Raw genomic sequence first — 19,857 nt, 5'->3', positions numbered from 1 at the left:
TCAATTTCAGGATAGTAAACTCTTCCTTTTACATGAATAGATTCACTTATCTTCTTATTAACCCATCTCATAATAACATCCTGTTTGTTACTACTTTATTTATCCATGTTTCTGTTAAGGATAATAAAGGCACTGCTTGCGTTGTTACATTAATAAATTATTACAATCAGGAACTTTTTGCCTCAGGGTTTAAGTGCTGCTTTACTATAGCGGGCATCGTTTTATGCTCGGAAAAACAGGAGAATAAAATAGGATGACTGATCTAACGGAAAATGCGAAAGATACGCGTCAGCGTATCCGAGCTATAGTTGGCGCTTCATCGGGTAATTTGGTTGAGTGGTTTGATTTTTATGTTTATTCCTTTTGCTCAATCTATTTTGCCCATATCTTTTTCCCTTCGGGAAATACCACCACTCAATTACTACAAACCGCAGGGGTTTTTGCAGCAGGCTTTTTAATGAGACCGATAGGCGGTTGGCTTTTCGGTTACATTGCAGACAAGCATGGTCGTAAAAATTCAATGCTAATTTCGGTCTGCATGATGTGTTTTGGATCTCTGGTTATTGCATGCTTACCGGGATATGAAACCATTGGCACCTGGGCTCCTTTTTTACTGTTATTAGCCCGTTTATTTCAGGGGCTTTCTGTCGGTGGAGAATACGGTACTAGCGCGACGTATATGAGTGAAGTTGCCGTTGAGGGAAGAAAGGGATTCTATGCTTCTTTCCAATATGTCACGCTGATCGGCGGTCAACTACTGGCGTTGTTAGTCGTTGTGATATTACAACAGGTTCTGAGTAATGAGGATTTGCGTGCGTGGGGATGGCGTATTCCTTTTGCTCTCGGCGCTGTTTTGGCGATTGTTGCACTTTATTTACGCCGTTCTCTGAATGAAACCTCTGATAAAACAACTCGCGGACATAAAGATGCTGGCTCACTTGCAGGTTTGTGGAAACATCGTCGAGCTTTTATTACCGTACTGGGTTTTACGGCCGGTGGTTCTTTAGCTTTTTATACGTTTACCACTTACATGCAAAAGTATCTGGTAAATACGGCAGGAATGGATGCAAAAACGGCTAGCGGGTTAATGACCCTCGCACTGTTTATTTTTATGCTGCTACAGCCGTTCTTTGGTGCGATGTCAGATAGGATTGGCCGTCGTAGCTCAATGCTCTGTTTCGGCGGACTTGCAGCATTGCTGACGGTTCCCATTCTGACGGTACTGCAGAGTGTGACGAGCCCTGTCATTGCCTTCTCACTGGTGATGCTTTCACTGATTATTGTCAGTTTCTACACGTCCATCAGCGGCATTTTAAAAGCAGAAATGTTCCCACCTGAAGTCCGGGCATTGGGCGTAGGCTTATCTTATGCGGTTGCTAATGCGTTGTTTGGTGGTTCGGCTGAGTATGTTGCACTTTCGCTGAAATCGTTTGGTATGGAAACGGCTTTCTTCTGGTACGTATCAGTGATGGGGGCGATTGCGTTTATTGTGTCATTGACGCTGCATCGCAGAGGCAAGGGGATGAAGCTTTAGTTTTCAGACAATTGCCATAACGCATAGCCGGTGGTTGCACTGGCTACATCCCAAAATGACAATAAAAAACCTCGGCTTCCGAGGTTTTTCAAAGTATAGCGTGAGTTTTAGAGAATACGACTTATGAGTCGATCGATACGGATGCGGCGCAAACGTCGTATCAGCTTGCGGACTTTCACTGGATATTGCGCAATGCTCTCCAGTTCCATATAGCTTTTTACGACGTGAGTATGCGTCCTGATCGTGTCCAGCTCGTCCAGACGTTGCTGCAATAGAACCTTCTGAGGATCGTGAATCAGGATGGCATTTTCCAGATCCAGACGCCATGCTCGCGGGTTAAGGTTATTCCCCGTCAACAGCTGCCACTTGTCATCTACCCACATACCTTTCAGGTGGAAGCTGTTGTCACCGTCTTTCCATAGCCGCACAACAAGCTGCTGATTCTCAATGTAGCGCTCCAGACGACTCAGAAAACGGCGAAGGTTGATCTCATAGAGATACGGTAACGCGCCGATGATTTTGAAAGGCTGGTCTTCTGGAATATAGAAATCGTTAGCAGTCTTATCGCCGATAATAATTTCTACTTTTTTACCATCACGCAATAGCCGGATTATATTTCTCACCAGCAGTGCTGGCAGGTTGAAATAGGGAGTACAAATAACCAGATGCTCATCAGCGCAATACATCAGGTGATGTATGGTCTTATTCAGCGGGCTTTGCTTTCCTAACCCGACCAGTGGCGTGACGCTTAATTCGTTTGCATCCGCGCTGTGTTCCGGGGCTTGATAATTGGCAGTACGCAACGTTTGGCGGAACTGCTTAATATCATTTTTGATTTCCAGACTCTTGGGGCGATCGGTATGATCCAACCGCTGTACTGCCGGAGCCGATAGCATGGTCTGGATATATTGCACCATCGTATCGGCCAATGCCGGATTATGAATCAGCTGGTAGCGGTCATAACGGTATTTCTGATGTTGGTGCAGATAAACATCATTCAGGCTGGCCCCGCTGTAGATAACTGTGTCATCGACAATGAACCCTTTCAGGTGCAGCACGCCCAAGGCTTCGCGCGTGTTGACAGGAATGCCATAGATAGGGAAATGCGTGTCTGGATGTTTTTTCGCCATATCGCAATACCAATCAGCATTGGTATTTTCTGCCGCTGCGCCGATCCTGCCGCGCTGAGCACGATGCCAGTCTACCAGAACACGGACATCCAACTCTGGGCACTGCCGTTTGGCTTCATAAATTGCGGATAGAATCCCCATGCCGCCATCATCGCGCTCAAGATACAACGCCACGATATAGATGCGTTTTTTAGCACTCAGAATGGCGTTAATCAGCGTCGTGCGGAAAAGCTCAGGCGAGTGCAACGTCTGAACATCATCTGCGTTCTGAGGAATTCTGGGCAGTTGTGCAAGGTGCTGTTGGTATTTATTGCGTTTAAAATTTGACAGCATCACAGTGCGATTCTTCTCTCATTAGTTTATACCCACCATACTTCGAGCTGTACTAGGGTATATGACCTTCTGGTCATTATCAAAAGTTAAGGAGTAGCCGAATGGGCGATAATACCATTACTTTCCAGCTGTTGTGAGTCTGTTTTGCCATTGAATGGGTATCACAATTCCCGTTGCACGAGCCATGTCACGTCGTGCTATCAATTCTTCAGCGGCAATTCCAGTGTCACAATTCCCTCTTCTAATTGTACGTCGATGTGAAAACCGAGCTTTTTGGACAGCTGTATCATGCCTTGATTATGCGGCATGGTGATGCCGGTCAAGCGGAAGAGACCATGCGCTTTGGCGTAATCAATCAGCTTTTCCAACAGGCGTCTGCCAAGGCCCAGCCCTTTTAGATCGGAGCGAACCAGCACGGCGAATTCCGCATCCGTATTATCCGGATCGGAAATCGCACGCGTCACGCCAATAATCTCCGTCTCCTCACCGAGTTGGCGCACGGCAACGAATGCCATCTCACGATCGTAGTCAATTTGTGTCATATTGGCTAAGTCTTCGTGAGTAAATTCATTAATTTCGCTGAAATAACGGTAATACAGGTCTTCTTTCGTCACTCTTGCAATGAACGAACTGAGCAGCGGTTCATCTTCCGGCAAAATTGGCCGGAATAGACAGCTATCACCATTTTTGAGGGTAACGGTTTCTTCCAGCTCATGCGGATAAGGGCGAATTGCCAGCCTTGATTGCGGATCGCCACTGAACGGCGTCAGATGTAGCGTGACATCCAGCAGCGTAAACGTATCCCCGGATGCCAGCAGAGGATGAATATCTAGTCGGGAAATTTCAGGGCAGTCGAGAATCAGGTTGGAGACCTGAACCAGCAAGCGGCTGAGCGCGGGAATGTCCAGCGGACGCAGCGCGCTGTACTCCCGAATTTTGCCGCCTTTCACCGCTTGCAGCACCAAATAGCGGGCTAGCGTCATATTCAGCGGAGGCAGGGCGACGGCAGCCTGTTTTTCTCGCCACTCAACGCCACCTTCCCCTAGCATAATCAGTGGGCCGAAAACGGGGTCTTGCTCGACGGCAATCCTGAGCTCCTGCGCACCGGCGCGATTTGCCATGCTCTGCACCAGCAGGCCGTAGATGCGCGCCTGTGGATAGGTGCGCTTCACTCGGTCAAGAATGGCATCTGCCGCCTGCTGGACTTCTCTGGCGGTTCGCAGGTATAGCATAACGCCCTGAACTTCCGATTTGTGCGGAATATCTGGCGATCTCAGCTTAATCGCGACCGGATAGCCAATTTGTTCGGCGATATGGACGGCTTCTGCGCTGTCGCCAGCAATCCATGTGGGTAACGTATCCAAGCCGTAGGCTTGCAGGATCGGCTGAACTTCATGCGTGTCGAGCTGCGTCACGCCGTCTGATAGCGCCTGATGAATCAGCGCATGTGCCTGACTGGCGTTGATGCCTAAATTCAGCGGTAGCGCCGGGGTTTCCTTTAACTGTTTCTGATTACGTCGATATTCGACGGTATGCATAAATGCTGTAACCGCGCCTTCCGGTGTGCGATAGGTCGGAATGCCTGCGTCGTTAAACAAACGTCGTGCTTCCTGCGAGGAGAATTCGCCGCACCAGTTGGTCAGCAGCGTAATTCTTTTCCCACGCGGATGCTGTTGGAAGAGCGTGATCAACTGAGATGCACTATCGGTGCCGGGAGCCGCGGCGCTGGGCGCGTGAATGATTAAGAGTGCATCGACTTCATCGCTGTCCAGTAATACTGAAACCGCTGCCAGATAGCGAGCCGCGGTCGCATCATCACGCAGATCGAGCGGATTGCCGATCGTGACGGTTGGCGGTAGCGCTTCCTGTAGCGCTTGTCGGGTCGCCTCGCTGAGCTGTGCTAGCTTGCCTTGTCGGCTGAGGAGCTGATCCAGCGCCTGTGCAGCGGGCGATGCGCCATTGCTTACTAGCATCAGGCGTTCACCGCGCAGCGGCCGCAGGTGGCTTAAGGTTTCCACCGCGGAAAAAAGCTCATGCGTATCCCGTACCCGCAGTAAGCCTGCGCGTTGAATTGCCGCGTCATAGGCGGCATCCAGACCGTGGCGCTGGTCATTCAGCAACTGCTGTGCCTGCTGACTGCGCCCGCTTTTTATCACCAGTATTGGTTTATTCCGGGATGCGCTACGAGAAGCGGAAAGAAAGCGGCGCGCATCGCTGATGTGTTCCAGATGCAGCAGAATCGCACTGGTTTTGCCATCGCGTGCCAGAAAATCTAACAGGTCGTCGACATCGATATCCAGACTGTCGCCCAGAGCGATAAAATAGGAAAAGCCAATACCGCGCTGCTGCGCCCAGTCCAGTATCGTGTTGGACACAGCGGCCGACTGCGAAATGAATGCCAGCTTGCCTTTCATAATCGGTACTGGGGAGAAACTGGCATTCAGGCCTTGCCAGGGCGCGAGTAGCCCGAGGCTATTAGGGCCAAGCAGGCGCATGTGGTAGCGTGCAGCGCAAGCCTTTAATTCGCTGAACTGGGTCGGTGGTGCGGAGAGGATGATGACCGTTTTGCAGCCTTTCTGGCCCAGATCTTCTAACAGCGTGAGATTACGACTGGCGTTGGTGCAAATCACGGCAAGGTCGGGCGTCATGGGCAAGCTGGCAACAGTCGGATAGGCCAGCACGCCGCAGACGGCACGATATTTCGGTGTAACAGGCAGCACGGGGCCGCTGAAATGGCCGTCCAACAAATTTTTCATCATCAGAAAACCGGCTCTTCCCGGTTTTTCGGACGCGCCGAGAACGGCGATAGACTTAGGGCGTAACAGTGCTTCCAATCCGCGCTGGCTCATGCGTCACTCCTTCACATCAATCCCCTTTGATACTAAACGCTTTCTGCCGGTTGTGCTGTGACGGTGGGTAAACTTTCTCGCAAGCTATGGTGTGATTTCCCCGCCAGATAGTGTCGCCGGAAACGATCAAAATGCTGGGATAGCGCGTCGGCCGCGACGATATCCCCCGCCTGTGCGAGCAGGGCGATGGCAATCTCGGCGGTACAGTGCTGTCCTGCGCTACTGGCTTCACGCAGTTGATAGCGGGAAAGTGCCTCTACATTCAGTGACAGGATCGGCAGGTTGTCCAGATAAGGGCTTTTACGGAACATTTTACGCGCTTCCGGCCACGTTCCATCGAGTAAGACAAATAGCGCAGGCTTTTCCGTTACGGGAAGTTGGTGAAACACCTGACGTCCTTCTTCCGCTGCATCGGCAAGGAAAACCAGATACGGCTGAACGTCCGGGTTTTGCAGAGTAGCCAGCAATTCGGGATCGGGCTCGGTGCGTGACCAGCGAAACGCCTGCGTCTCAGGGAGAATATCGGCGATAAGACGTCCGGTATTGCTCGGCTTTAACGGTTCGGTATCAAACATTACCAGACAGACGCGGCTGCGGGACTCCTGCGCCTGAATGGTGTGACACAGGCAGTTGGTTGCGGGTAATAAACACTGCTGGCAGCGTACTACGCGGCAGCCACGGGCGCGAAACGGTTTGGTTGACTGCTCAAGACGTTGCTGGCGCAGACGGAGTACGGCATTGTCCATAAGGGGACGGTTGACCATTAAAGGATGGTTGAGCATGAAATAGATGGCGCCATGAGATTCTGCAACGAACCTGCTTCGTTTTCATCATTGAGAAGCTGATTCAGAAAGGCGACATTCTAATCGACAGGCGAGTTGACCAAAAGGGTAGGAGACAATAATACCTACGCTCCTACCCTAATTCTCTATAGTGATTCGTCCAGCCAGCTCTCGAACTGTGCTTTTGGCAGCGCGCCGTTAAGGATGTCGACCATCTGGCCCTGTTTAAAGATCATGAGGGTTGGAATGCTGCGGATACGGAAACGTGCGCTGAGTGCCGGTTCGGCTTCGGTATTGACCTTAATGAAGCGGATTTTCCCGCTACGCTCTTGCGCGACATTTTCAAACACCGGGGCGAAGTTGACGCAGGGGCCACACCAAGGGGCCCAGAAATCGATCACAACGGGAAGATCGTCCTGTAACAGCTTATCGAGCGTCGCTTCTGTGGCATTGGTAACGTCACCGCTGAATAAGGTTTCTCCGCAACGACCACACTTTGCATGGTCATCAACACGCTCTTCTGGCAGGCGATTGGTTGTTTGGCAAGATCCACATACCGTATTCATAACAGGGCCTCAGATAAAAGGGCTAAAATAAAGATGTCGCTGATAAAATGCGCGCAATACGGCATTGGAAAGTCAGCGGTATGTTGCTTAAGCGTGAATAAATTATGGTGGGGAGACATTATGGCAACAACGTGGTTTGCCCAATAGCTACAATAGCTTCTGACTGTTAGCGCTCTTTTACCACAAGCGTGTGGCTAAGCGGGTGTACATAAGGTAATCTTCGCGCCCAGCGCGTAGGTGGAGAGAACAATGAGCGATTCATTCAATAGTAAAAGCGGCAAAGTCCGTGTGATGTACGTCCGCAGTGATGATGAGGGCGAGAAAGAGAATAAAAACAAGCGCCCTGCTGAAAGAGATCGCCGTGGCGATCGGCGTGATGGCGGCGGCTCTCGCGATCAACGCGAAAAGCCGAAGCATCCACGTGATGTTAACCCGCGCTATGCCCGGGAAAATCCGTCCCGTGACGGTGATAGCAATGCGAAATCGCCGTGGGGCAATAAAGATCGTAATGAACGCAGCGGTGATAAGCCTCGCCGACCGCGCGGTGACGATACCGGTGGCTATGAATCACCGTGGAAAACCGTGTCTCGTGCGCCAGGCGACAGCGAAACGCCGGACCATGGCGGGATCACAGGCAAGAGCCATATCGATCCTGAGCAACTGCGTCGCCAGCGTCAGGAAGAAACACGTGTCTACGGCGAAAATGCCTGTCAGGCGCTGTTTAAAAACCGTTCTGAAGTGATCGTTCGAGCCTGGTTCCTGCAAGAAGTGACGCCGCGTTTCCGCGATGCACTGCGCTGGATGGCGGCAAACCGCAAGGCTTACCATGTCGTGGAAGAGGAAGAGCTGATTAAGGCTTCCGGCACCGAGCACCACGGCGGCGTGTGTTTCCTGATTAAAAAGCGTCAGGGAATGGATGTGCGTGAGTACCTGAAAACGGCTGGCGAGCAAGACTGCGTACTGGCGCTGGAAGATGTGGGTAACCCGCACAACCTCGGCGGCATTATGCGCAGCTGTGCGCATTTCGGTGTGAAAGGCGTGCTGGTGCAGGATGCGGCGCTGCTGGAATCCGGTGCAGCCGTACGCACGGCAGAAGGCGGTGCGGAACACGTTAAAGCGATCAACGCTGACGATTTCCTGTCCGTGTTGACGGAGTTCCGTAACGCAGGCTATACCATCGTGACCACGTCCAGCCATAAAGGCACGGCATTGTCGCAAGCAACGCTTCCGGCGAAAACCGTGATCGTGCTGGGTCAGGAAGGTGATGGTCTGTCGGATAGCGCTTGGCAGCAGGGGGACGTGAAAGTCTCTATCGGCGGTACCGGTAAGGTTGAAAGTCTGAATATTTCAGTCGCTACGGGCATTTTGCTGTCCGAGTGGTGGCGACAGAACCAGGCCTGATAGTACGTGTCGGCTGATCGTGCGCGTCGACGCTCAGGGAGAATTAGCTCCCTGAGTAGGTGTAACCACGGATGAGAGAACGAGTGATGAAGCAGAAAATTATCGCGGTATCGTTACTGTTGGGTACATTGCTGGTAAGTGGTTGTAACTCGCTGCCGCGCTCGTCCGTTGCTGCTGCGCCAGCCGCTGATGCGTGTCAGGTTGGCGATAAGCAGGTGCAGACCACGCTTTATTTTGGTTTGAATCGTCCTGCTGGCCCAGCGATTTCAGATGCCGAGTGGAAAGCATTCTTGGATGGTGACGTTACGCCACGCTTTAAAGAAGGGCTGACGGTGTTTGATGCCAAAGGACAATGGCTAGGGAATGATGGCGTGGTTGCCCGAGAGAACAGCAAGGCGCTGATGTTGATTCACGGCCCCGATCGGGAGCGTGATATTGAAGCGTTGCGTACGACCTACAAATCACGTTTCGCGCAGGAATCCGTCATGCGGATTGATGCGCCCGTGTGCGTCGCGTTCTAATTTTTTCATCAGCCCCTTTTCAGGGGCTGATGATTTTCATCTCACACGTATTACAGCACCAGTCCCGCTACCGCCGCAGACAGTAAACTCACCAGCGTAGAACCATAAACCAGCTTCAGACCGAAGCGCGATACCACGTTGCCCTGTGCTTCATTCAGCCCTTTGATTGCGCCCGCGATGATGCCGATTGACGCGAAGTTAGCGAAGGAAATCAGGAACACGGACAAAATGCCCAGTCCGCGTGGCGACATCTCTGCTGCGATCTTCTTCAATTCGATCATGGCAACGAATTCATTCGCCACCAGCTTGGTCGCCATGATGCTGCCCGCGTTCAGAATATCGGAAGACGGAATGCCGATAAGCCACGCCAGCGGTGAAAAGACATAGCCCATAATGGCCTGGAAGCTAATGCCGAAGACGGTGCTGAACAGTGCATTCACGGCGGCAATTAACGCCACGAAGCCGATCAGCATCGCCATGATAATCATCGCTACTTTAAACCCGGCAAGAATGTATTCCCCCAGCATTTCAAAGAAGCTTTGGTCTTCATGCAGCTTCTCCAGTTTCAGTTCTGGTTCGTCGTCAGGCTGATAAGGGTTGATAATCGACAGAATGATAAAGGTGCTGAACATATTCAGAATCAGCGCCGCAACAACGTATTTAGCGTCCAGCATGGTCATGTAGGCGCTGATAATCGACATGGATACGGTCGACATTGCTGTTGCCGCCATCGTGTACATCCGACGTGGCGACATGTCGGCGAGGATGCCCTTATAGACGATAAAATTCTCTGATTGCCCGAGCATTAGCGTACTCACGGCGTTAAACGACTCCAGTTTCCCCATCCCGTTTACTTTGGACAGCAGCGTGCCGATGCCTTTGATAATAAACGGTAAAATGCGCCAGTGCTGCAAAATGCCGATCAGCGCAGAAATAAAGACGATAGGGCAAAGCACATTGAGAAAGATAAAGGAAAGCCCTTGTGCGTTCATCCCGCCGAACACAAAATCGGTGCCTTGATTAGCGAAAGATAATAGCTTTTCAAACAAACCGGCAAAGGCGCTAATCGCATTAAGTCCGATGCTGGAATGTAAAAGGAAATAGGCCAGCAAAATTTCAATCACCAGCAGTTGCACAATAAAGCGCAGTCGGATGCGTTTTCTGTCGTGACTGACGAGCAGTGCCAGCAAAAAAATGGCTGCTGTTGCCAAAATGAAATGTAAAACCTGTGACATAGAAGAACCACTTAATCCCCGAATAAAAGAGGCGCATTGTAATCGGAATGTGAAAATATGTTTATCCCGAATCTGTAAATCCTTATTCGCTACCGCGCTATAAGGATGGCGAGACGTATTCGAGTCATCAGGGGACGGTGGGAAGGATAAAAGAGGGTTCCCCTTCGGCCAGTTGCTGGCGGAAGGGGACAGAAAGCTTACGGCGAGTTAGTGCGCGCCACCGCCTCCACCGCCAGTGGTAAAGGGCGGTTTAGCGAACCAGACCAGCACCAGAAGCACCAGAAATACGGCCGCTGCGGCCCAGAATATTTCGTTGGCAGAAATAATCAGTCCCTGTGCGGTAATCTGCTCTGCGATGTAGGCTGAGGCCTGCGTTTGGCTCATTCCCATCGCCTGAAGCTGCTGGTACGTTTCCTGCGCTATCGGATTATAGGGCGTGATAGATTCCGTCAGGTGCGCATGGTGTAGCGATTCGCGCTGTGTCCAGAGCGTGGTGGTCAGCGACGTCCCGATCGATCCCGCCAGCGTTCGGGTAAAGTTCGACAGACTTGATGCTGCCGCCAAACGTTCCGGCGGAAGACCCGACAGCGTGATGGTGGTCAGCGGCATGAAGAAGCAGGCGACGGCAAACCCCTGAACGAACTGCGGCCAGGCCGATGCGCCGAAATCCATGCCCGGCTCGAAAGTGTACGCGCGCCAGTAAAAACAGACGGCATACATGATAAAGCTGAACGTCACCAGTTTGCGCATATCCAGACGCGGCGCGAATCGACCGATAATCGGCGACAGTAACACTGGCATCAGCCCAACCGGTGCTGACGCCAGCCCGGCCCAGGTGGCGGTATAGCCATACACCTCCTGCAACAGCTGCGGCAAGAGCACGATCGCCCCGAAGTAAAACATGTAGGCGAGGCTGATACACAGACAGCCAATGGTGAAGTTGCGCGATTTAAATAGGGACAAATCCACCACCGGATGGTCGTCCGTCAGCTCCCAGACAATCAGGAAGGCGATTGCAATCACCGCCACCACGGTTAGGGTGATGATTTCTGTCGAGTTAAACCAATCCAGCTCTTTGCCCCGGTCGAGCATCATCTGGAGGCTACCGATACCGACAACCAACAATGCCAGCCCGATGGTATCGATGGGCCTGATCTCGGTTTTGGTTTCCCGCCCGCGCAGCGTTTGCATGGCAATAAACACCACGGCGATGCCCAACGGAACGTTGATGAAGAATATCCAGCCCCAGTGGTAGTTGTCGCTAATCCAGCCGCCCAGAATCGGACCACAGATCGGCGCGACGACCACGGTCATCGACCACAGCGCCAGGGCGATGCTGCGTTTTGCGGGGGGATAATTGCTTAGCAACAGACTCTGTGACAGCGGGATCAGCGGCCCGGCGACAATCCCCTGCAAGACGCGGGAGAAAATCAGCATTTCCAGGCTGGTGGACATTCCGCACAGCCAGGATGTCAGGGCGAAGAGTGCCGTTGACCATAAAAACAGGCGGACTTCCCCAAACCTTTTGGCCAGCCAGCCGGTAATAGGAATAGAGATCGCATTAGCGACCCCAAACGAGGTAATGACCCACGTTCCCTGTGAGTTGGACGCACCCAGATTACCGGCGATAGTCGGAATAGCGACGTTGGCGATGGTGGAGTCCAGCACCTGCATAAACGTTGCCAGCGACAGAGCAACAGTCATCCAGGCCAGACTGGCACCTTTAAGCGGTTCTCTCTGCACGTTTCTCTCCTGCCCGATTAACCGGCGTTCGCCTGAATAATGGCGCTGATTTCCTGATTAACAGGCGTGAGATCCAACGTCAGAGCATCACTTTGGTAGGCAGGTGTGGTGCGTGAGGTTTCTGCTAACGCGCTGCCTTCCGTATTGGCGGTATCGACATTAACCAGTGCGGACAGACCGATACGCAACGGATGTTCGGCAATCTGCTTCGGATCGATCTCAATACGCACGGGCAGGCGCTGAACGACTTTGATCCAGTTGCCAGTCGCGTTCTGGGCAGGCAGCAGAGAGAACGCGCTACCGGTACCCATATCCAGACCGACCACTTTTCCTTGGTACACGACATCGTCACCGTAGATATCCGCGATCACGGTAGCTGGTTGGCCGATGCGCATATTGGCTAACTGCGTCTCTTTGAAGTTCGCATCGACCCACAGGTGATTGGTAGGAACCACGGCCATCAGTGCTGACGTCGAAGAGATACGTGCGCCAATTTGCACGCTACGGCGTGAGACATAGCCATCAATCGGGCTGACGATTTTGGTGCGCTGTAGCGCCAGCCAGGCATCGCGCATTTCTACGGAGGCTTGCTGTATGGCGGGTTGCTTCTCAAGCGGCGTATCCAGAATCATTGCCTGATTCGCCTGATATTGCTGTCTGGCGACTTCCAGCGCGGCTTTGGCGGTCGCGACGGCATCGCGAGCATGCTGCACTTCTTCACGCCCGATAGCATTGGCGCTGCCCAGCGCTTCCCGGCGGCTCAAGTCACTTTGTGCCTTGTTCAGCTCAGTCTGGCGCAACTCAATATTGGCCTGATACTGCTTACTGTTGATGATCAACTGGTGCGTCTGGCGGACGCTGTTGGCCAGCCCGGTTTTCGCACGCTCAAACGTCTGCTGGGCATCGGTCGGATCTAACTCCACCAGCACCTGTCCCTGCTTAACAAAATCGGTATTGTCGACGTTAACATGAGTGACGCTGCCGCTGACCTGCGCCATGATCTGAATCTGATTGCCTGCGACGTAGGCGTCGTCGGTGCTTTGGTGGTGTTTGAGCACCAGGAACCAGTAAACCAGCCAGGCACAACCCAGCACGACGAAAATAAACGTCAGCAGTGATAACACGCGTTTGCGCTGCTGTTTTTTGTTTTTCTGTGGCGTCTGCGGCACTTGATTTTCCACACTTTCACTCATGCTGTTCTCTCTTTTTATTTTCTTTGTATCGGCTATCGCACCAGACAGAGCCGTCTGGTGATAGTCGCAATGAATTCATTTTGCTGTGCGGCCCGGGGGGCTTAAGGTCGCCCGCCCGGCGCGTGAAATTGCCGTTTTGCTAAGCCGCATACCGCGGTTGCGGAGAGGCCATACCTATTTTTTGCAGCAAAACACCTCCGCCCGATACATAAGCATCGGGTCATTCCGGGTGGAAAGGTGCTGACTATTGTTTTTTGTTGTTGTTTTTTCTGTTATTCGTTGACTGACTCGTCCATCTCATCCAGTCGGACCAGCATCTTTCTCATCAGGCTTTCGAGCTGCTTTTGCTCACCAGATTCAAGCACTGAGCAAAGCACATGGAGGCTATGGTGCTGTGGTGGAAGCAGTTGGCCAAGAAACGCTTTGCCTTCTTCCGTCAGATGCAGATGCAGGCAACGTCTGTCACTACTGCTCTCGCGTCGTTCAATCCAGCCCCTTTTCTCCAGATCGTCGGCAATGCGCGTCGCATTAGTGCGTGACGATCCCAGTGCTGCACTGAGCTCTGAGGGCTGAATGCTATAAGACTCTTGAGATTCCAGCGTCAGCAATGCCATGAAGAGGGTTTCATTGATGCCCTGTTCTTTCAGCATTCTGTTTCTGTGTTCCAGGATTTTGCCCTGTACATGCATGAACAAACGCAGCAATAATACTTCCTGACGCGGGAAGTCGGGTTTGCGTGAAGCCCGTAGATCGAGCATTTGTTCTATAGGTGTGAATGAACTGTCCATTTCTTATATAAACCTCATTAATCACGGTGTGCATAGTAACTAATGTTACTAAGTGGGTAAACGGCATTCAGGTGGGAAATTGTGCTTATTTCTGTGACAGAAAGTAAGCAGAGAATCGCTGAAAATGAAGATTATTAGCCATTTACTTTATTTAAATCAAAATGTTATTTGATAACTCTCACCACAGATTCAAAGCAGTTTAAAGACTACTCCGTAGCAGAGTGCGCCCAGTAACGTCGACAAGACGATGCTGCGGGTTTTATAAAAACAGGCAGTCAGCGTAATAAAGCCGCCCAGTGTTGGCAGCAGTTTTTCGTGATGCGCGAGGATATCCGGCACGCTGGAAACAATCAGCAGCGCACAGATAGAAGCAATGCCAATGCTATCAAGCAACAGCGCTTTTTTGCCGCGTTGCAGCGAACCGGAAGTGCGTGAGGCGCTCAGCCGCAGAGGCAGATAGCGGAAGAGGTAATTCACCAGCCCGACAATCAGCCCGATAAGAATGACTTCTGTACTCATGCGTTCACCTGTGGCGTGGCAGGGTTAACCAGCGAAGCCAGACAGCCGCTGAGAATGCCGAACAGTATTGCGGCTGGGATGGAGGAAAGCAGCAGACCAAGCAGCGCGCCGCCGAGTGCGCAGGCGACGACCAGACTCTGTTTCTGCCTGAAGGATGCGAGTAAAAAGCTCAGGAAAAGTGCAGGCAGCATGAAAGACAGCGCTGCTTCGACGGCAGGGTAATCATTCAGCGGGCCGTTACCGAACACGGCTCCGATCACCGTGCCGAGCACCCATGAAAGCCACGCCAGCAGTGACACGCCCATCATCCAGTCTTCTGACCAGCGCCGGTTATCTTTCGCCAGTCGGGTAGCTGCCGCAGCAAAGACTTCATCCGTCAGGCCGAACGCCCACAGTGCGGTTTTTCGCGTCGGCAGTCGTTGTGCAATGCGATGCCGTAACGCGGGTCCATACAACACATGGCGGACATCCATCGCCATGACGGTCAACGCCGCCACCCAGATGGACATGCCCGCGCTGAGCAAGGCAGTGATGACGAACTGGCTGGCCCCAGCATAAATGATGCAGGAAAGGAAAATGCCTTCCAGCGGGGTAAACCCGAGCTTGACGGCGTTCATGCCAAACGCGAATGCCACGGGCATGTAGCCGATAACAATCGGCAGACTGTCAAACACGCCTTCACTAAAAGACGCAGATTTTGTCGGTGCAGGTGATGTGGGTGTGGTTAATGTCTTCACTGGCTTGATGTTTTTTGTACTTAAATGGAATTAACCGATAACACTAGCAAAGCGTTACTGGGATTTCACGTTATTGCGTAACTGGCGTGATGGTTTTTGACGAAATGGTATCGGGTGTAATTTTCTCGCGAGAAATTGTCTCAAATGAGACGATCTCAAGCGAGCGTGTTACAAATACGAAAGTCTATGAAGGCACTATAGTGCCGCCATCGCTTCCTGCGTTTCATGATGATGGCTTCGCCACCACACCAGCAGGTTCAACAGACTGATAATGCCGCCTGCGGCACAGACGCCCAGCCAGCCCCACTGCTGGTAAGTCGAGGCTGAAAGGAGCGATCCCAGTGCGCCGCCAATAAAATAGCTGGTCATATAGCCTGCCGTCAGGCGATTACGTGCTTCGGGCATCATACGGTAGATCACACTCTGGTTGGTCACGTGTACACCCTGAACTGCCAGATCCAGCACGATAATACCAATGAGCAGCGCTGCTACGGAATGAATACCGAGCGCGATAAAGCCCCATGACAGCAAAAGCAGGATAATCCCCACGCTGGTGGTCGGCTTGGCCTTGCCCTGATCGACTAAACGCCCAGCGCGTGATGCTGCTAAGGCTCCGGCGGCACCGACCAGTCCAAACAGGCCGATAACGCCTTCGGAATAATCGTAGGGCGGAGAGGCCAGCAGGAAGGCCATTGATGTCCACAGAATGCTGAAATTGGCAAAGGACAGACAGCCCAGGATGGCACGGGTGCGCAGCAGCGGAGTGGCAGAGAACAGGCGGAAGATTGAGACGAGTAACTGCGGATAGTTCAGCGTGTTTTGCTGAGGAATGCGCGGCAATGCCCGCCACAGAACCAGCGCCATGATGACCATTAGCGTGCTGGCAACCCAGTACACAGTGCGCCAGTCGCCGAGTGAAGCAAGTGCACCCGCGACGGTACGCGCCAGCAGAATCCCCAGCAGCAGGCCACTCATAATCGTGCCGACGACTTTACCGCGCGTTTCCGGCGTCGCCAGCGTCGCGGCGAGAGGCACCAAGAGCTGTGCGACAACGGAGAACAGCCCGGTTAATGCTGTACCGGCAATCATGATCCAGAGCGTGGGGGCAGAGGCGGTGATCAGCATCCCACCTGCGGCGAGTAGCGTCATGCCGACAATCAGCGTTCGGCGTTCAAACATATCCCCCAGCGGAACCAAAAATAGCAGGCCGACGGCATAACCCAGCTGTGCGGCGGTGACAATGAACCCTGCCTGATTAACGGAAAGCGCAAAGACTCTGGCAATGGTCTCCAGCAGCGGTTGGGCATAATAGTTACTGGCGACGGCAAGGCCGGTCGCGACAGACATAATCAGGGTCAAAGACAGGCTAAGCCCCGGTTGCGGCTGGGGTGATACAGATTGTTGCTGAAGAGACATAGTGTGAACGTTAATATGATGTTAAAAGCAGAAGGTATAGTATCCGGCAGAGCCTAATGAGATACCAGAATATCTTTACGCTTCTTAAGTTTGTTTTGTTTTTCCTGAGATTGATTTAGCTTATCGCCAGCGTCATAACATTATCGACAGGGGACATTATGTTTAAGCATTATCAGATATTTAAGAAAAAAAGCGTTGCAGTGTTAATGGGATGTGCACTACTGCCCGCAGCAGCGCTGTGGTCGATGGGCGCGCAGGCGGTCACGGCCGTCTACGTCTCTGCTGCCACTGACGGTGCAATCGATGCCTACACACTCAACACGCAAAGCGGCGAATTAACCGCTATTGGGAAAGCAGCCGCTGGCGCGAAAGTGATGCCGATGGCTATTAGCCTAGATAAATCCTTCCTCTATGCCGCGACGCGCGGCATTCCTTACTCGGCGGTTAGCTATAAAATCGATCCTAAAAGCGGCGTGCTGAGCCCGTTAGGCAAAGCGGAATTGCCGGACAGCATGGCCTACATCTCGACGGATCGAACTGGAAAGTGGCTGTTCAGCGCCTCGTACGGCGGTAATAAAGTCGCCGTTAATGGCATTGATAAAGACGGCAAAGTGAACGCGAGTGTCGTCACCGTGGTGCCGACAGGTGAGAAGGCACACAGTATTATTGCCGATCGCAAAAATAAGTTCGTTTTTGCCAGCAACCTGGGCAGCGACCAAATCGTACAGTTCCGGTTTGATGCGAAAACCGGCACGCTGACGCCAAATGAACCGGCAGAAATTACGCTGCCTAAAGGAAACGGGCCGCGCCATCTGGTGTTATCACCAGATAATAAAACGCTCTATGTGAGCAATGAACTGTCTGGCAAAGTCGCGCGTTTGGCGCTGAATGAAAATACAGGGCAGCTCACGCTGTTGGACTACACGGACACCGTGCCAGCCGATGCAGGAATGCGAGCGGGAACGATTACGCCGGATAAAAATAGCACCGACAGCCGTCCACAGATATGGAGCGCTGATTTACGTCTGACGCCAAATGGACAATTCCTGTACGTATCGGAACGTACTAAAAGCACGATTACGCTGCTGCGGGTAGAACCGAAAACCGGACAGCTGCAATACATCACGCGCTACCCGACGGAAACGCAGCCGCGCGGCATTCAGATCGATCCAAGCGGGAAATTCCTGATCGCCAGCGGTGAAAAATCGACGTCGCTGTCGGTGTATCGCATCAATCAGGATAACGGGGATTTAGTGCGAGTAGGGCAATTCCCGACCGGAAAAGGGGCGAACTGGGTCGAAATCGTCAAACTGCCTTAATATCCGTCAGCAATAAAGAACGCCCCTTTCTGAAAAAAGGGGCGTAGTACAAAAAGGGGACGCCTCTAACTGATCTATAACGGCGTACTTTTGACGTTTTCTCATGGCCAGCGTTAACGTTCATTGTTCCCGCCGTCAGTCTGCTTCCTGCTTACGCGAGCGGAATGCCGCGACTTTCATCCTATTGCCACAGAGTGCCATGCTGCACCATCGCCGACGATGTGATTTAGTGGTATCCAGAAAGAACAGAGTACAGTCGTGCGCCTCACACTGGCGAAGATATTTTATCTCAGGCCCTGAGACCAGTGCAGTGAGAGCCATTGCTACCGGTTCAAGTAAGCTGGCACTGCTATTATCCCTCCTGCATTCAACTACGCTAAAACCAGCCTGCTGGCTATTCCACTCCAGCATTCTTACTGGCCGTCCACTATCAAGGATTTGGTTTATTCGTTCGGGGTTATATTCCTTACCCGATCGGATGGCATCTATTGTCTGGACCATTGCCTGACGCAATGCCAGAGCTTCATTAATCAGGCCTGTCGGCGTGTCTGTAAAATTTTCAGGTAGTTGCTTAGCCGCTTTAAGCCAGGCGATGACACTTTCGTCATCGGTCAAACAGTCGTGGTATTCGTTTCCTGTTCCAAATGCACTGTTGATGAGGTCCAACGCTAGATTGTTCGCGAGAAAGTGAGGCTGAGTTGTCGGTGATGTGTTCATTGGTGTAACCCTTAAAATGATATTGACAGGTTACACTAGATTTGAGTAACCTTCAAATTATCACTTTAAGGGTTACAAAGGAAAAAAGACTGTGAATACTGATATAGCAACGACATCCGAGACCCAAGTCCATTACCGCTATGAGCAGGTGGGTAACGTAAACATTTTCTATCGCGAAGCAGGAAAACCATCCTCGCCCAGCATTTTGCTACTGCATGGATTCGCTGCATCCTCGTACATGTTTCGAGAACTGATTCCCGTACTTGCTGAGAATTATCACGTGATTGCTCCCGATCTGCCGTCCTTCGGCTTCACTGAATCGCCGGGAAGCGATGAGTATGACTATACGTTTGACAATCTGGCGAAAACGATCGAACGCTTCACTGAACACCTGAAGCTTGAGCGTTATGCGATCATGGTTCATGACTATGGCGCACCGGTTGGATGGCGTCTCGCTACGGCTCATCCTGATCGCATCACGGCAATTATTTCGCAGAACGGTAATGCTTACGAAGAAGGTTTGGCGCAAGGATGGGATGGAATCAGACGATATTGGCAATCACCGACGGCAGAGAATCGTGCGGCCCTTCATGATTTTCCGACAGCCGCTTCCGTTAAATGGCAATATTTAGAAGGCGTGAGTGATACCAGTCTTGTCTCCCCTGATGGATATACCCTTGAAGGGCTGCATGTGTCCCGCCCAGGTAATGCTGATATTCAATTGGATCTGGTGCTGGATTACGCCTCCAATGTTCAGCGTTATCCTGAATTCCAGGCTTACTTCCGTGAGAAGCAACCGCCGCTGCTTGCTGTCTGGGGCCGCCATGACCCTTACTTTTTGCCAGCCGGCGCTGAAGCGTGGAAGAGGGATATTCCCCATGCCGATATCCGTTTCTACGATACTGGACACTTTGCTTTAGAAACACATGGAAGTGAAATCATCCCCGTCATCCATGCATTCTTGGACGAAAATATAAAATGATTTTCTGATTGGGCTTGGTGAGGCGTCAGGGTTGTGAACTGTTGTTGCGAGAAATGAGAAAACGAACGCCCCTTTCGTTGGAAAGGGGCGTT

At 52.0% G+C, this 19,857-nt stretch carries 17 protein-coding genes; 5 read left to right on the top strand and 12 right to left on the bottom strand.

The window, feature by feature from the left end; genetic code table 11:
- The first annotated feature begins 253 nt into the window (after positions 1 to 253).
- Entirely contained in the window at positions 254 to 1,534 is a 1,281-nt protein-coding gene (locus tag K7X24_RS18525; protein ID WP_103162855.1) for an MFS transporter, read from the top strand.
- Positions 1,535 to 1,641: 107 nt separating this feature from the next.
- Here the strand turns inward: K7X24_RS18525 and pssA are convergent, their stop codons facing one another.
- The 4 genes from pssA to trxC all read right to left on the bottom strand — a co-directional run bounded on the left by pssA (position 1,642) and on the right by trxC (position 7,194).
- Positions 1,642 to 2,997 (bottom strand): CDP-diacylglycerol--serine O-phosphatidyltransferase, encoded by a 1,356-nt coding sequence (gene pssA / locus K7X24_RS18520; RefSeq protein WP_103162856.1) that lies wholly within the window; start codon positions 2,995 to 2,997, stop codon positions 1,642 to 1,644.
- Between the two features lie 200 nt (positions 2,998 to 3,197).
- On the bottom strand, positions 3,198 to 5,846 hold the full coding sequence (locus tag K7X24_RS18515) for a bifunctional acetate--CoA ligase family protein/GNAT family N-acetyltransferase (protein ID WP_224556947.1): 2,649 nt from the start codon (positions 5,844 to 5,846) through the stop codon (positions 3,198 to 3,200).
- Between the two features lie 32 nt (positions 5,847 to 5,878).
- Positions 5,879 to 6,610 carry a tRNA-uridine aminocarboxypropyltransferase gene (locus K7X24_RS18510; protein ID WP_224556945.1) on the bottom strand — a complete coding sequence of 244 codons (732 nt, stop codon included), beginning with the start codon at positions 6,608 to 6,610 and terminating at the stop codon, positions 5,879 to 5,881.
- 164 nt (positions 6,611 to 6,774) lie between these two features.
- Entirely contained in the window at positions 6,775 to 7,194 is a 420-nt protein-coding gene (gene trxC, locus K7X24_RS18505) for a thioredoxin TrxC (protein WP_010305384.1), read from the bottom strand.
- Positions 7,195 to 7,443: 249 nt separating this feature from the next.
- Between trxC and K7X24_RS18500 the strand changes: the two genes are divergently transcribed.
- Positions 7,444 to 8,595, top strand: coding sequence for a tRNA/rRNA methyltransferase (locus K7X24_RS18500; RefSeq protein ID WP_039536075.1), 1,152 nt, complete (start codon positions 7,444 to 7,446; stop codon positions 8,593 to 8,595).
- 86 nt (positions 8,596 to 8,681) lie between these two features.
- Positions 8,682 to 9,116 (top strand): DUF3574 domain-containing protein, encoded by a 435-nt coding sequence (locus tag K7X24_RS18495; protein ID WP_039536072.1) that lies wholly within the window; start codon positions 8,682 to 8,684, stop codon positions 9,114 to 9,116.
- A gap of 50 nt (positions 9,117 to 9,166) precedes the next feature.
- Here K7X24_RS18495 and K7X24_RS18490 read toward each other — a convergent pair whose 3' ends face one another.
- From K7X24_RS18490 to K7X24_RS18460, 7 genes are all read right to left on the bottom strand, one after another.
- Positions 9,167 to 10,351, bottom strand: a complete 1,185-nt coding sequence (locus K7X24_RS18490) for a NupC/NupG family nucleoside CNT transporter (protein ID WP_103862963.1) — start codon at positions 10,349 to 10,351, stop codon at positions 9,167 to 9,169.
- Between the two features lie 207 nt (positions 10,352 to 10,558).
- A complete protein-coding gene (emrB, locus tag K7X24_RS18485) occupies positions 10,559 to 12,094 on the bottom strand; it encodes a multidrug efflux MFS transporter permease subunit EmrB (RefSeq protein ID WP_103862962.1) in 1,536 nt (511 codons plus the stop codon).
- 17 nt (positions 12,095 to 12,111) lie between these two features.
- On the bottom strand, positions 12,112 to 13,287 hold the full coding sequence (gene emrA / locus K7X24_RS18480; protein WP_224556943.1) for a multidrug efflux MFS transporter periplasmic adaptor subunit EmrA: 1,176 nt from the start codon (positions 13,285 to 13,287) through the stop codon (positions 12,112 to 12,114).
- A 272-nt stretch (positions 13,288 to 13,559) separates the two neighbouring features.
- Positions 13,560 to 14,075 carry a transcriptional repressor MprA gene (mprA, locus tag K7X24_RS18475; protein ID WP_224556939.1) on the bottom strand — a complete coding sequence of 172 codons (516 nt, stop codon included), beginning with the start codon at positions 14,073 to 14,075 and terminating at the stop codon, positions 13,560 to 13,562.
- Positions 14,076 to 14,264: 189 nt separating this feature from the next.
- The gene (gene ygaH, locus K7X24_RS18470) at positions 14,265 to 14,594 is read right to left on the bottom strand and encodes an L-valine transporter subunit YgaH (protein WP_224556936.1); all 330 of its coding nucleotides are present in this window, start codon (positions 14,592 to 14,594) and stop codon (positions 14,265 to 14,267) included.
- Positions 14,591 to 15,235: an AzlC family ABC transporter permease gene (locus tag K7X24_RS18465; RefSeq protein ID WP_411961355.1), complete on the bottom strand. Its 645-nt coding sequence runs from the start codon at positions 15,233 to 15,235 to the stop codon at positions 14,591 to 14,593. Before K7X24_RS18465 ends, ygaH begins: the two co-directional genes overlap by 4 nt.
- A gap of 291 nt (positions 15,236 to 15,526) precedes the next feature.
- Positions 15,527 to 16,747 carry an MFS transporter gene (locus K7X24_RS18460; protein WP_224556931.1) on the bottom strand — a complete coding sequence of 407 codons (1,221 nt, stop codon included), beginning with the start codon at positions 16,745 to 16,747 and terminating at the stop codon, positions 15,527 to 15,529.
- Positions 16,748 to 16,905: 158 nt separating this feature from the next.
- Here K7X24_RS18460 and K7X24_RS18455 point away from each other — a divergent pair, with 158 nt between their 5' ends.
- The gene (locus tag K7X24_RS18455; RefSeq protein ID WP_103862957.1) at positions 16,906 to 18,066 is read left to right on the top strand and encodes a lactonase family protein; all 1,161 of its coding nucleotides are present in this window, start codon (positions 16,906 to 16,908) and stop codon (positions 18,064 to 18,066) included.
- Between the two features lie 135 nt (positions 18,067 to 18,201).
- On the opposite strand, the gene K7X24_RS18450 is transcribed toward K7X24_RS18455, so the two are convergent.
- Positions 18,202 to 18,783 (bottom strand): CGNR zinc finger domain-containing protein, encoded by a 582-nt coding sequence (locus tag K7X24_RS18450; protein ID WP_211026193.1) that lies wholly within the window; start codon positions 18,781 to 18,783, stop codon positions 18,202 to 18,204.
- 91 nt (positions 18,784 to 18,874) lie between these two features.
- Between K7X24_RS18450 and K7X24_RS18445 the strand changes: the two genes are divergently transcribed.
- Positions 18,875 to 19,765 carry an alpha/beta fold hydrolase gene (locus K7X24_RS18445; protein ID WP_224556928.1) on the top strand — a complete coding sequence of 297 codons (891 nt, stop codon included), beginning with the start codon at positions 18,875 to 18,877 and terminating at the stop codon, positions 19,763 to 19,765.
- The last annotated feature ends 92 nt before the right edge of the window (positions 19,766 to 19,857 follow it).

Origin of the sequence: Pectobacterium versatile, from assembly GCF_020166435.1 — a bacterium.
Taxonomy (GTDB): Bacteria; Pseudomonadota; Gammaproteobacteria; order Enterobacterales; family Enterobacteriaceae; genus Pectobacterium; species Pectobacterium versatile.
This window is presented reverse-complemented; position numbering and strand designations above follow the sequence as displayed.

What these genes read in the sequence shown, in the direction of transcription:
- emrA (WP_224556943.1), bottom strand. Translation starts at nt 13,287, where the DNA reads ATGAGTGAAAGTGTGGAAAATCAAGTGCCGCAGACGCCACAGAAAAAC.
- K7X24_RS18515 (WP_224556947.1), bottom strand. Translation starts at nt 5,846, where the DNA reads ATGAGCCAGCGCGGATTGGAAGCACTGTTACGCCCTAAGTCTATCGCC.
- K7X24_RS18450 (WP_211026193.1), bottom strand. Translation starts at nt 18,783, where the DNA reads ATGAACACATCACCGACAACTCAGCCTCACTTTCTCGCGAACAATCTA.
- trxC (WP_010305384.1), bottom strand. Translation starts at nt 7,194, where the DNA reads ATGAATACGGTATGTGGATCTTGCCAAACAACCAATCGCCTGCCAGAA.
- K7X24_RS18465 (WP_411961355.1), bottom strand. Translation starts at nt 15,235, where the DNA reads ATGCCCGTGGCATTCGCGTTTGGCATGAACGCCGTCAAGCTCGGGTTT.
- K7X24_RS18460 (WP_224556931.1), bottom strand. Translation starts at nt 16,747, where the DNA reads ATGTCTCTTCAGCAACAATCTGTATCACCCCAGCCGCAACCGGGGCTT.
- K7X24_RS18510 (WP_224556945.1), bottom strand. Translation starts at nt 6,610, where the DNA reads ATGGTCAACCGTCCCCTTATGGACAATGCCGTACTCCGTCTGCGCCAG.
- pssA (WP_103162856.1), bottom strand. Translation starts at nt 2,997, where the DNA reads ATGCTGTCAAATTTTAAACGCAATAAATACCAACAGCACCTTGCACAA.
- ygaH (WP_224556936.1), bottom strand. Translation starts at nt 14,594, where the DNA reads ATGAGTACAGAAGTCATTCTTATCGGGCTGATTGTCGGGCTGGTGAAT.
- K7X24_RS18500 (WP_039536075.1), top strand. Translation starts at nt 7,444, where the DNA reads ATGAGCGATTCATTCAATAGTAAAAGCGGCAAAGTCCGTGTGATGTAC.
- mprA (WP_224556939.1), bottom strand. Translation starts at nt 14,075, where the DNA reads ATGGACAGTTCATTCACACCTATAGAACAAATGCTCGATCTACGGGCT.
- K7X24_RS18490 (WP_103862963.1), bottom strand. Translation starts at nt 10,351, where the DNA reads ATGTCACAGGTTTTACATTTCATTTTGGCAACAGCAGCCATTTTTTTG.
- K7X24_RS18525 (WP_103162855.1), top strand. Translation starts at nt 254, where the DNA reads ATGACTGATCTAACGGAAAATGCGAAAGATACGCGTCAGCGTATCCGA.
- K7X24_RS18455 (WP_103862957.1), top strand. Translation starts at nt 16,906, where the DNA reads ATGTTTAAGCATTATCAGATATTTAAGAAAAAAAGCGTTGCAGTGTTA.
- K7X24_RS18495 (WP_039536072.1), top strand. Translation starts at nt 8,682, where the DNA reads ATGAAGCAGAAAATTATCGCGGTATCGTTACTGTTGGGTACATTGCTG.